Origin of the sequence: Cedecea neteri (assembly GCF_000757825.1) — a bacterium.
Taxonomy (GTDB): Bacteria; Pseudomonadota; Gammaproteobacteria; order Enterobacterales; family Enterobacteriaceae; genus Cedecea; species Cedecea selenatireducens.
Window position 1 is genome coordinate 1688086 of the sequence record NZ_CP009451.1, and the last position, 12705, is coordinate 1700790.

11 protein-coding genes are annotated in these 12705 nt (G+C 47.2%); 9 read left to right on the plus strand and 2 right to left on the minus strand.

Translation table 11 applies throughout. The features are described from left to right. Positions 1 to 489: 489 nt before the first annotated feature. The 4 genes from JT31_RS07725 (at position 490) to JT31_RS07740 (ending at position 4543) form a co-directional block, all read left to right on the plus strand. Entirely contained in the window at positions 490 to 1629 is a 1140-nt protein-coding gene (locus JT31_RS07725) for a D-alanyl-lipoteichoic acid biosynthesis protein DltD (RefSeq protein WP_038475257.1), read from the plus strand. Positions 1630 to 1755: 126 nt separating this feature from the next. Next, positions 1756 to 2874: an MBOAT family O-acyltransferase gene (locus JT31_RS07730; RefSeq protein WP_038475259.1), complete on the plus strand. Its 1119-nt coding sequence runs from the start codon at positions 1756 to 1758 to the stop codon at positions 2872 to 2874. Then, positions 2871 to 4304, plus strand: a complete 1434-nt coding sequence (locus JT31_RS07735; protein WP_038475262.1) for an AMP-binding protein — start codon at positions 2871 to 2873, stop codon at positions 4302 to 4304. The genes JT31_RS07730 and JT31_RS07735 overlap by 4 nt, the downstream gene beginning before the upstream one ends. 17 nt (positions 4305 to 4321) lie before the next feature. Further along, the gene (locus JT31_RS07740) at positions 4322 to 4543 is read left to right on the plus strand and encodes an acyl carrier protein (RefSeq protein ID WP_038475264.1); all 222 of its coding nucleotides are present in this window, start codon (positions 4322 to 4324) and stop codon (positions 4541 to 4543) included. Between the two features lie 87 nt (positions 4544 to 4630). Here JT31_RS07740 and JT31_RS07745 read toward each other — a convergent pair whose 3' ends face one another. Continuing rightward, positions 4631 to 5131, minus strand: a complete 501-nt coding sequence (locus tag JT31_RS07745) for a hypothetical protein (RefSeq protein ID WP_038475266.1) — start codon at positions 5129 to 5131, stop codon at positions 4631 to 4633. A 33-nt stretch (positions 5132 to 5164) separates the two neighbouring features. Here JT31_RS07745 and JT31_RS07750 point away from each other — a divergent pair, with 33 nt between their 5' ends. Beyond that, entirely contained in the window at positions 5165 to 5479 is a 315-nt protein-coding gene (locus tag JT31_RS07750) for a PTS sugar transporter subunit IIB (protein WP_038475268.1), read from the plus strand. 1076 nt (positions 5480 to 6555) lie between these two features. Here JT31_RS07750 and JT31_RS07755 read toward each other — a convergent pair. Then, positions 6556 to 7068, minus strand: coding sequence for a hypothetical protein (locus tag JT31_RS07755; RefSeq protein WP_038475271.1), 513 nt, complete (start codon positions 7066 to 7068; stop codon positions 6556 to 6558). 245 nt (positions 7069 to 7313) lie between these two features. On the opposite strand from JT31_RS07755, the gene JT31_RS07760 reads away from it, so the two are divergent. The 4 genes from JT31_RS07760 to JT31_RS07775 are packed head-to-tail and all read left to right on the plus strand — an operon-like array spanning position 7314 to position 12640. Continuing rightward, positions 7314 to 8051, plus strand: a complete 738-nt coding sequence (locus tag JT31_RS07760) for a fimbrial protein (RefSeq protein ID WP_038475273.1) — start codon at positions 7314 to 7316, stop codon at positions 8049 to 8051. Between the two features lie 39 nt (positions 8052 to 8090). Then, positions 8091 to 8612 (plus strand): CS1 type fimbrial major subunit, encoded by a 522-nt coding sequence (locus tag JT31_RS07765; RefSeq protein WP_038475275.1) that lies wholly within the window; start codon positions 8091 to 8093, stop codon positions 8610 to 8612. A 56-nt stretch (positions 8613 to 8668) separates the two neighbouring features. After that, on the plus strand, positions 8669 to 11374 hold the full coding sequence (locus tag JT31_RS07770; protein WP_071842941.1) for a TcfC E-set like domain-containing protein: 2706 nt from the start codon (positions 8669 to 8671) through the stop codon (positions 11372 to 11374). Positions 11375 to 11380: 6 nt separating this feature from the next. Further along, positions 11381 to 12640 (plus strand): CfaE/CblD family pilus tip adhesin, encoded by a 1260-nt coding sequence (locus tag JT31_RS07775; RefSeq protein WP_038475277.1) that lies wholly within the window; start codon positions 11381 to 11383, stop codon positions 12638 to 12640. The last annotated feature ends 65 nt before the right edge of the window (positions 12641 to 12705 follow it).

Below are 12705 nucleotides of genomic sequence, written 5' to 3' on the forward strand. Positions count from 1 at the left end.
CCACGACAGGTAGCCAGGTACGCAATGAAAATAAAAGCCAGTAAAATCAATGCCATTATTAACACCCAAAGCATCAATATATTAAATTAACCTTAAGAATTTATTTTATTTACCACTATTTAAAATATTACTCAAAAACATCACTTATAAATAAACAATTAAGTTCCTCCGCCGGTGAAAAAAGTTATTTCTCTCATCTTTGCTTATCCGCCGGGCATTGATTGTCTTTATCATAAATCGATACAGGAGAGATCGACAACCTGACATAAACGACGGTGAAAATCCCCACAGTCTGACCAGATTTATGTTGACATAACGCCGCTAATTATTATTACCCCGCTACGTTCATTGTACATACCGTTACACAGCAACGCTCATCATCGGGGGGATGCCTGGTATATAGTGCTGCGGTACACAGGGATGGTTTGTTGTGTTGATAAAAAATAACAAATTTTAAACAAACGGTAGTCATGTAACCTTACATTAATAATGAACATCAAAAATACACTCTGCCTGCATATCCTGATGGCGCTGCTTGCCGTCTTGCTCCTTTGCGTTCCCGCCCTGGTGACGAGCTTCTCCACGCCGCTAACATTCCAGCCGTTGATTAAATCAATGGAGGGCACGCCGAAAGAACAAAAAGAGAAAATAGCGACGATTTCCCATGCATTACAAGGCAATGCGCTATTTTTCCTCGGGGCCTCCGAAGTGTCGACCTCGGAAGATGAACATTACGCGGTATATAATTACTTTAATAAGCAATTACATCAGCCGGTGGTGGCCTACGGGGATAGTTATGTGGATAACATCACTCAGTTCCTGCTGCTTTCGCGTTTTAAAAATGACCTTAACGCAAACAGTAAAGTGGTTCTGTTGTTTGCCCCGGACAGTTTTTATTTTGACACAATTCCTCCAGCCATTTTTGCCGATCATTTCCCGGCCGCTATTTTTAATCCCCTGATGGAGGATGAAAAAGCCCGTCCTTACCTCGTCAATTATTTACATCACATTGATAGAGAGGACATTAGCCATTTAACCTTTGGCGAAATGAAAATATATGGCTGGCATCCGCAAATTATTTGGCAGGAAGTTAATTATGAGTTTGCTAACTTCTGCACGATGGTCAAAAACCACTGGCTGGCGCTGCTGCGTATTGTGCCTGAGACGCACCGCCCCTGGCCGCAATCGGCTAAAAGCTACGTGGCTCCCGATTGGAACCAGCAGCTGGCTCACGCCCGTGAGTTAAACCTGGTCCGCCAGGAAAGCGCCGCGACGTTGTGGATGGACAAAAGCGTTTATGACGACGAGAAAGCGGCGGAAGAGTGGTATGAAACGCCGGTGGTAAACAGCCAGATGGAAGCCTTCAAGGCCACCATCGAGTTGCTGAAGTCGCGCCATGCCCAGTTTGTGGTGATTGTTGACCCGCTTAACCCCTGGGCGCTGAAAAACACCCAAAAATTCCAGCCCGTCGACCGCCAGATCAGGGCATATCTCGAGCAAAACCAGGTGCGCTATTTCGATATGTACGCCCAGCCTTACCAAAACGGCTGGAACTGGGACCGCCTGCATCCGACCGAGCTGGCGTGGGTCGCCATGGACCGCTTTATTGCTGAGAGCTTCGCACGATGAAAACCGCCGTTCGCCTGTTTGTACTTTACCTGCTGCTGGCGGTGACCATTATTGCGTGGTCGTCCGTGGACGACAGCATGAATATCAAAGTGCACTTTGAATACCAAAAATTCTGAAGGATGAATGATGTATAGCTCCGGGACATTTTTTTTCTTTCTGTTTTCATCGGCGCTGCTGTTTGCGCTGGTTAACCGCATATTGCATTACCGGCTAACCTACCTGGCGGCTTTTTCCGTCATCGCCGCGCTGGCCTGGGGATATATTTTCCAGGGCGACTATCTTGTTCCGGGAGCGGTATTCTTTGCGTTTTATCTTCTCGTCACCTTCAAAGAGAAAGGCTGGCTAAAGACATGGCAGGCGGTCAGCCTGACCCTGCTGCCGCTGTTTTTGGTAAAACTCCACCTGAATAACCACTGGGGCATGATTGGCCTGTCGTTTATGACCTTCCGCGCCATTGACGTGCTGCTCTACCGCAGCAAAAAGGATGGCCGCAACTTTTTGCATTACTTCTGCTATCTGTTTATGCCGTTTGTGATCCTCGCGGGCCCGATGTACCGCTGGAGAACCTGGGTGAACGATATCAACCAGCCGGTGTTCAGGCTTGAGCGCGCTCAGTTTCTGCTGGCCGTGGAGCAAATCGTCACCGGCATTGTGCAGAAGTTCTTATTCGCGATGCTTCTCGACAATCTGGTGATTGAGTCCTGGAGCCACCGGCCGTTTACCTTCACCGTCGGCGTGGTGATGTCGCTGGCCTACAGCGCCTACCTCTATTTTGATTTTGCGGGCTACAGCAATATGGCTATCGGCGCCGGGCGTCTGTTTGGCCTGAACATTCCGGCCAACTTCAATATGCCGATTCTGGCCAAAAACCCGCAGGACTTCTGGCGTCGCTTCCACATCAGCCTGTCTGAATGGCTGCGCGATGTGGTCTTTATGCCGATTTACATGAATCTGATGAAGCTCGATTTCTTCCGTCAAAACAAAACTCTGGCACAGAACGTGGGCATTTTCTGCACGCTCTTTTGCATGGGGGCATGGAACGGGCTTGAACGGCACTATGTCATCAGCGGCGCGCTGTTCGGCGCCATTTCCGTCGCGCATAACATGCTGCTGTGGTCAGCCAAACGCAGCCCTGCTTTGAGCAACGGGTTACGCCATCCGGTTATCGCGTTTTTAGGACGAATTCTGACGCTGGCAAGCGCCGCGGCCTCCCTCTACATCTTTAGTGGAATGTCACCTCTATGAACCTTCACCCCGAGCTTCATGAACTGCAGGATTTTCTGCGAGCGGCATTACTCGATCCCGCTCGCCCACACCAGTTAGCCATCAGCGGCAGCGATAGCGCCCTGACCTGGCAGCAGCTTTCTACCGCCGCAGCCGACTGGGCACAGCGTTACGCGCAGCACCAGCAGCCGGCGGGCACGCCGGTAGTTTTGTACGGGCATCAGCAGGCCGAGTTTGCGGTGGCTATCTATAGCTGCCTGCTGCACAACATCCCGTACATTCCGGTGGACTGCATCTACCCGCAGGAGCGGCTGAAAGAGATCTGCCAGCTTGCCAGCGCTCCTTACTATTACGATGTGGTCACGAAGCAGTTTGTGGCGACCGGAGAAGCGGGCAGCGTGCTGGCCGAACCAGATTTGGCCTACATCATGTTTACTTCAGGCAGCACCGGGAAACCGAAGGGCGTGCAGATTGGCCGCGAGAGCCTGTGGCACTTTATGCAGTGGGTGCGCCAGGACTTCGCGCTGCCGGACGTGCCGGTGCTGATGAACCACGCGGTATTCAGCTTCGACCTTTCCCTTATCCCGTTGCTGGCAAACCTCGCCACCGGCGGGCACATCGTGCTGAATGCGAAAGAGGACATCGCCGCTGAGAACTGGCTTGAACGCCTGAAAACCAACGGCGTATCGGCCTGGGTTTCCACGCCCTCTTTTGCCTACCAGAAACTGCTTTCCCCGCAGTTTAACGGCGACTATTTACCCGAGCTGAGCGTGTTTGTATTCATCGGCGAAGTATTAAATAAGGCGCTGGTAAAACAGCTGCGCCGCCGCTTCCCGCAGGCCAAAATCCTGAATTCCTATGGCCCGACGGAGGCGACCATCGCCACCACGGTGATTGAAATTACCGACGAGATCCTGCACAGCGAAAACGACGTGCTGCCGGTGGGCACCATGATGCCGGAGTCGAGGATGGAAATTACCCCGGAAGGTGAGCTGATCATCTGGGGGAAAAACGTCATGCGCGGTTACCTCGGGCTGCCGCAGGAAAACGCGGCGAAATTGCTGCACCGCGAAACTGAGCAATACCGGGGCTACCGGACCGGCGATCTCGGCTACGAAGACGGGCTGCTTTACTGCCAGGGCCGCAACGACAACCAGATCAAGCTGAACGGCTACCGCATTGAGATTAACGAGATTGAAAACCGCCTGCTGGCGATGTCCGGCATTAGCGAGGCCGTGGTGCTGCCGCTGATGAAGTCCGGCGGCGGCGTGCTGCGTATTGCGGCGTTTTGCGTCACCGGCCTGGCGCCGGAAGCCATCAAAACGTCGCTGTCGAAGGTGATCCCGCCTTATATGGTGCCTTCGCAAATCATTATTAAAGACGCTTTGCCGCTGAACCCTAACGGCAAAATCGACCGCAAGCTGCTGGACACCCAGGCTCGCACGAATTAATGACTCAGGAAACAAAGATGGAACAAGAAATTCTCGCCCTGTTTGAAAAAGTGTTGTCCCGCAAAGTGGGCTTTAACGATGAGCTGATTGAGTCCGATATTCTCGACTCTATTCTGGCGGTGGATCTGGTACTGGAAGTGCAGGACGTGTACGGCTGCACCATTCCACCAACTGAAGTGGCGAACGTGCTGAAAACCCCGGCGACGCTTGCCGGCTATATTGAAGAAAACCGCGGCTAAGCGTTTCTTGCGGCAGATTGGAAGCCCCCGGGAGTTACTGCCTCCGGGGGCTTTTAATTTCAAACGGGCTTTATCAGACTGAAAGAATTACTTTTTCAGATACAACGCGGCGTTAAACTGTGGCTGCTGTTCCTTCAGGAAGGCGTCAACAGATTCAGTGGATTTTCCATACAGATGGGTGCCTACCGGTAAATCGACCATTTTAGTCCCCAGCACCAGGGTAAATACCGGCTGATATTCGCTGCGGTATCTTACTGCGGTGGTGATTTCTAATTTTGCTGCTTTAGTCAGCGTCAGGCTTTCTGCCGTTGTTTTCTCGTCTTCTTTGCGGCCTTTATTGATTAAATTCGCCAGCTCGGTGAGCTTGTCTTTAAAGGCGACTTTATAATCATCCGCATTAGCCTGTTCCAAAAACTCCTGATTCGAGACGTTGTCATCAAAGATCATTTTCACCGAGACAACTTTATGCTCATCGTAGATGTTACCCAGCTTAACGGAACCGCCGGTGACAGTTTGGGCCGACGCTATGCCTGGCAGTTTTGTCTGCAAATATGAACCCACACACACTTTATGGTTAACACCAGGCATAGTGTATGCCTCAGTTATCAAGAGGACATACTCATGAAAAAGTTACTCATATGTTGCTTGTTCGGGAACACGGCCGGTTCTCTGGCGAAAAAAATGCAGAAAGTAGCGGACGAGGAAGGTTATAAGCTGCTGGTCAGCGCCGTGGGGCTGGATAACTTTGCCAGCGTCCAGCCTGCATTTGATGGTTTTCTGGTTGCGCCGCACATTCAATACAAGCTCGATGAAATCAGGGCTACCGTCGGAGAACAACGCCCCATTGCCGTTATAGAAAGCCTGCCCTATGCGTCACTGGCTGGCGACCAGGTACTCCGCTTTGTGCTTGCCACATTCCCGGAGATGGCCTGCTAAGTTGAACCTACCTACTCAGGGATGAGTTATTTTCATACGCGGCCAACGCCCGAGATTCAGATCGCAATGTGGCTTTTGCCCCCATTGCGGCAAAAACTTTGGCATACCTTCATCAAGTCATTTCTGCAGTAAGAGCCCAGGCAGTTAAGCAACGGTGAAGTTTACATGGAGAACCGAATGCCGTTATGCCTGACTAAATAACAATCCTTTTACCGCGCATAAATAATCACTCCCCAAACACTAGAAGCCCTCATTTCAAAATGGTGGAAAATGAGTTTTTGTAATTTTTATGTAGAGAAATGTAACTTATTAACGGTTTACCGCATTGCATATTCATTGTTTAGTTCCCATTTAAAATGCAGGGTTATACTGAGCGCAATTTAAAGCATAAGCAGGATAATTTTTGTTAATTAACCTATTGCAGAGTACATTCGGAGTTGACGTGATACACGGGCGTTGTCACTCTCAAAAATCCTTATCAGCGGGCAATAAACAGTCTTTGTTCACCGTATTTCAGGGCGCAAGTAAATAACTTATTTTTGTTTGTGCCTCACTGGCATTTGTTGAACATCAGACAAATAAGGATCTGGAGAGTGTCTGCGTAAAGTACTCATCTGTGTTAGTGGGAAAGAATCAGCGTGATAAATGAGCTTCCCGCGTATGACCCCCATCTAACTCATAAGATTAACAAAAACCAACATTAAATTAACGGATAATTAAGCAACGATACAGTAAAAAAGAGCAAAACCAGAAGGTCAAATCATACATTAAACTCAGACACCTACAGCATGAGGTGCTTTACAACATCACCTTTAAAATAAAAACCCATTCTACTAACCAAAAAAATCGCGTTCACAATGCAATAAAACACATCTTATAAAATTTATCAAGATCGCGCACGCACTATATAAAAAACAAAAAATCATGGGTTAATACATCATAAACACACATAACTAAAAGCAATATCCAGATAAATGAAAACACCTTTCTACATCATAAAATAGAAAGGTGCCTTTATAGTTAAAGAGCTAAGGATACAAATAAATAAACATGCCATTAATCAGAAATAAAGGCAGTCACCAAAACAAAACATCCCTTATATTTCTGATACTTAGCTTATTTGCAACATTTCTTCTCAAACTATAAACCGTTTTTGTTGACACCCCTAACTGAAAGGCTTCCAGCCCTAAAGGAATATTAACCAGTAAGTTTTTTAATATTTGATACTCTTTCTTTGTGAATGTAACACTATTTCTTCTAAAGGATTTAAAAGACAGTTCATTGGCAATGTTACCCGCATTTTTTCTCGTTAACTTTATATTATCAAGGCTGACAACGCAAGTGTTACCCCGCAAGCCAGAAAAATAGTTGGCAAGCGGTAGAAGATTGGGCTGCGATATTATCACGGTTCTTTCCTCCATATTACAACCAACCCAATCATTGACCACTAACTGTTTCACAGACCATGTTGAAAGGTTTAAAAAAATGATATTTTCACAGCTGTAATCACACTCCTTAAACAGACTTAAAACGTACTTCAATCCTATATTGAAATAGGCATCTTTATTTGGATAAACCGTCAAATTCATATTAGATAATCCTTATCATCAACCAAAAATTCTTATGATTTATAAGACTAAAAAACCAAAAAACATATCGATCACACCTCCTGATTGATAGGTTTTACCTATTTAGGAATATGTAACCGATCGGTTTTGGCGATCAAAATACTTGATCGCTGTCAATTTGTCCTCTAGAATCTGCTTAGTTTCTCAACGAAATCCATATTTATCCATCATGGAAAGAGCTAATTTTTAACAGGGACGAAATACCTATGAAGAACATTTTTATTTGTTCAGCATCCATTATTATCCTGTCGTTAGCGTCCGTTATCAGTAGGGTAAATGCTGCCATGTATGTCTACCCCATGGAGGTTTCCGTAGGGATGAATGGCACATCAAAAATAAAAGTAATATCTCAGGATACTGATGTTCAGTTTATTAGAGTAAGCCTCAAGCAAGTGCTTAACCCTGGCACAAAGGAAGAGAGTGAGAAAGAAACGTTGGCCGACAATCCTGCGGGACTCATTATTACGCCACGAAAAATAGCCCTGTCTTCAGCCAGTGAGAGAGTTGTGAGACTTGTTTCCGTCGAGCCGCCACAAAAGGAAACCACATGGCGAGCTTATTTTGAAAGCGTAAATGAAAACAATTTTTTGGATCAAGACAAATATGGAAAAGGCAGCAACAACGCCAACGTTGGCGTGAATATTGTCTGGGGAGCATTGATCCACGTTGCGCCTAAAAGTGTGACCGCGAGCCTAAAGATAAATCCAAAAAACGGCAAGGTTTTTAATGATGGAAGCATCCGTATTCCTGTCAAAGAGGTGGGAGAGTGTCATCGGGATGGCCAGTGCCAATGGACAAAAAAAATCGTCACCGTCTATCCGGATATGGAAGTAGACATTCCGAAGATGACCTTCTCACACTCGAAAACATATCGAATTAAATATTTCAACTGGATTACTAAAAAAATGGAAGAAGCTCCATTGTCTGCATCGCAGACGAATTAACCCTTCCCGGAAACGGGAAAACAACAAAAGGAATGTTCAATGAAAAACAAACTTAACCTGCTCTGCTTAGGCGGTATTCTGGCAACCACTTTTTGCGCTAATGCTGTACAAAGAGATATTACAGTAACAGCAGATATTGACCCGACGGTTGACGTTACCAATGCTGATGGCTCTCCTCTCCCTTCTTCCGTTGCGATGCAATATCTGCCGGGGAAAGGACTTGCGGCACATAAAGAAAATATTAAATTCTGGTCGAATAAAGAAGATAAAGCACTCAGCGTCAGCCTGGCGAATACCCCCGCCCTGACAGATGCTAATGGCAGCAATGCTATTCCATTAAGCGTGTCTGTTAACGGTACAAAATTGTCTACCACCCCTATCACTCTGGAATACGCCACTGCCTTCCCGAGCGGGATTGCTAACGGTTCTTCAACCATGCCTCTGGTGATTGCACAGGACAATCCAGGGCCAGTAACGGCAGCGGGTTCTTACACTGGGATCGTAAGCATGGTGGTCACGCAGGCCACTGCCCCAGCAGAAAAGCCAGGTGGAAATAAGTAATTAGCCAACTCAAATGACAGGGTGCCAACCCTGTCATTTCTGATAGGAGTTCAGGGATGAACATGCGGTCTTTACCTGTTTTCTTTTTATTTTTCGCTTATTCAGCATCATGCACGCTTCATGCATCCATGCGCATCCCACAGGGTTTTGAGGAACTAGCCAGGGGACAGACGGTTCTCACCGATGTTTATATCTATGGTCAGCCTCTGGGGGTTTTCCAGACTCATGTAGACCTCGAAAGCGTCCAGTTTTTACAACCCGACGCGGTCGCTTCCGCCATCAATAAAATATATCCGGATAATCCTGACCTCAACGCAATGCTGCATAAAGAACTAAAAAAACGTTTCAACCGTAACAGCAAGCTTTCATGCAGCAGCAGTGGCGGCACGCCTGGGTGCGACTTTCTCAAAACGGATTCTGCCGACATTATCTATGACGAAAATAATGCCAGGACTATCCTGTTTATAAGTAGCCACTATCTCCCGGAAAAAAAGCAGAAGAATATTTATTACGTTTCCAGCGTAGAAAGTCGCAATGCTTTTATTCACCAGCAAAATATTAATTTTGTGACAGACAGGCACTATCAGTCAGCTTCTGTGCAGGGCAATGGTTCACTGGGTATTACCGACAATGGTTACCTGAATGTTGACTGGAACTGGCAGGGACAACGTTCGGGCAAGGAAAGCACCCATGATACCGCCATCAATAATGCCTACTTCAGGCAAGATTTTTTAAAGCGGTTTTATATGCAGGCCGGCGTTATGGATTCGCGGGATGTTTTCAGTAACAGCGGTGGGAATATCAACCTTAGCCAGTTGCCGCTGGGGAAAATGCGTGGGATACGAGTCGGCTCCACCCTCGCCTGGGTCAATATGGATAATGTCTCCTCCGGTACACCGGTCAATATTTTTCTGTCCAGAGAGGCAAGAGTTGATGCTTACAGAGATCGTCAGCTACTCGCTTCATTCTATTTAAAGTCCGGACCACAGGAACTCGACACCCGTTCATTCCCGATGGGCAGCTACACATTAACCCTCCGGGTATATGAGGATAATCAACTGGTAAGGACCGAGACGGTGCCTTATACCGGCCTGGGCGGTTTTTCATCCATCACCCCGCAGTGGTTTGTCCAGGCGGGTTCACCGGATACGGATGACACGCCTGAAAACGACACCGACAAGCAGGTTATTCAGGCCGGGCTCAAATTACCGATAAATAACAATACTGCCCTGACTGCCGGTACGGCACTGTTTAATAGCGCCAGCTACTGGGAGGGCGCTATTGACTGGTCACATGGTTTTGACTCGGTCTGGCTGGACGGTCTTTTGACGTCAAGAGCGAGCTATCTGCACGGTAGCGAAGGATCAAGAGGCAATATTCAGCAACTCAATTACAACGATGGGTTTTCCCTGAGCTTTTATCGTAGTGCGATGAGTGCAGCTCAATGTAACGCCCAGGGGCTGCACCGGTACAGTTTTAACGGCTGCTATAAAAGTACAAATGTGATGCTTTCAGTCCCGCTTGAAAAATGGTACGGCACGCTGGGTTATTCGCTTAACAGTAATCAGGGCCGCTATGTCTACCGCAGGGATTTGGTCGATTATGATCCCCATAACCCGGCGGGTGTTCCATGGGAAAAGATTTATCAGACCCATTCCCGCAGCAGGACCTGGCAAGCGGGTGTCACACGTACTTTTAACATCCGTGATATCAACCTCACCTCCAGCCTGAATGCTTTTATAAGAAATGAAAGCGCGTTTAACGCTCAGGACAAAGGCATCTTTATCACATTATCTTTCTCCGGCAGCCGGAATGACGTGGGCGGAAAGCGCCGTTCATTCTCTGGGGGAGCTAGCTGGCAGGCCAGTAAACAAGGTAATACCCAACTCGGGTATAACGCAGCCTATAGCCAATATGGCGATGAGAGCGGTGAAAATGAGACGGGTATATCACTCAATGGCGTGAACACCGATAACGTTACGTCTTCAGTTTATGGGCGTATGGGAGGCCAGTACGGCACGGGCTCACTGACCCTAAGTGATGCATGGGATCGCACGACAAGCGGGCACATTCTCAATAGCAGCGGCAATTACAGCTCGTCACTGATCCTCGATCGGCAAGGGTTTGTTGTCGGCCGCTGGAGCGGTGGAGCCCCATCTTCGGCAATAACCGTCAATGTGGAACAAGACAGCGAGCCAGAAAAGTCACGCGTGAATGTGTCAGTAGATAACAGCGGCAGAAGTGACGTCCAGAGCAACAGCCGGGCGCTCTTTACCGTTCCCGGTTACAGGGAAAGCACGATTGATGTCACTGAGTCACAGGCCTCCACCGCAGGTATAAGCAGTGAGATAAGCAAAGGAACGGGTGCAAGAAAAGTCTTTATGACACCGGGAAAGACATTTAACAGAGAAGTGAAAGTCGATGCCCGTTATACATGGCTTGGCAGATTAATGGATAACGACAGGCGGCCGCTGGAAGGGGCCATTCCATTAAATGTTATGTCATGGACACCTTTAGGTAGGGGCAACTTTACGCTTGAGACAGCAAGCAATATTAAGACCCTTTACGTAATGAAAGACAACGCTTACTGGCAATGCAGAATGAACGTTAGCGTGGTGCGGGATGTTATTCGCTATGTGGGGACAACATCATGCCAACGCACAGAGCTGGCAAGTTTACCTGCAGCCGAACAAAAACAGGCTGAGTTAATGACCGCAGGAATGACGCAACAGACCAAATCCACGGCTATGAACAAGGAGTAGTGCTTAATGTGCCTTATTTTAGAACCCCACAAAAAGCAAACACCTGAAATTCTCTCGAACTCTTTTATCAAGTTCATATTCTTGATGTCTACAACGATATTTTATGGTCTGTACACGCCTACACTGCGGGCCGATGAAATAGCGCCTTCCTCGCATGACTTTAATGTCGAAGTCACAATGGATAAAGCATCGCTACCAAACTCAGTAATTATCTTTGATAATGTTTTTGGTGGCATGTCCTCCCCAGGCGGAAGCGCCAATAGCGCTGAGGTTAATAAAAATAGAAATAATACTTTAACTTGTTATACGCGTACCGATCCTTCAAACGGATCATGCCCAACAAATCCATATTGGGGTAATGGAAAAACTGGCCCTCTTTTCGATGGAAAATTAGTATTGCGTTTCAGTAATGAGAAGGCCGGAAAGACTGTAGATTTAACGCTCGATGGTGCAAAGAGAATCCCCTCTTTACTTAAAGTAAGCCTCTGGAATGCCACGACTTATACTTCTGACAACCCTATTACATTCTCACTGAAGATAAATCGCTCGGAGCTTTTAAAGCTAACTCCGGGGACATGGAATGCACATTTAATAATGTATCTGACTAAATGGGTTAAAGATTGTCCAGCTCCGGGGAAAAATCAGGCGAGTCAGGGATGTAGCGGCAGCAGATTTGGCTCATGGAATTCAACTATATCGCTAACAATAACCGACTATGGCACACAGCAAATTTATTTCCCTGAATATGGCGCATCAACGCCCTTAGTTGACCTTGGGCTAAGAATAAAAAAATTTGGCGATCGCACGGCCATGGCTGATGCACACAGGACAATAGATATGTGTTTATACGATGGGAGCAACTCAAGTTCAAACCAGATAAGTCTGTTATTCACGGATGAAGGAAAACAGGCCCCGGGAAGAAAAACCGGAGAGTTTTCAATATACGCGCCGGGTGCATCCACAGATCCTGACAAACGGCTTGATTACAATCTTTCTGTTATCAACCCCCTTACAGGCGGGGCGCAAACAGTTAAAAATGGCGTGCCAATTATCTGGACCGGCGTAAGTGCAGATGAAGGGAAAGTTAAAACTAAACTGGTTAATCTGCCTGGCGTAAACGGCCTGGCTCAATGCGTGCCGGCACCATTAACCTTCAGAGTGCCGGAGTTCAAAATATCATCAAAGAGCCAGGGGCGTTACTCCGGAACGCTTAAGGTAGTTTATACCCCCACCACGCAATCATGGCGAGATGACGTTAAAAAATAAAACTGCCCGCCTGTTTATATAATTGCATTCATATGCGGGCGGATTTTATTTATTAATAACAAAAT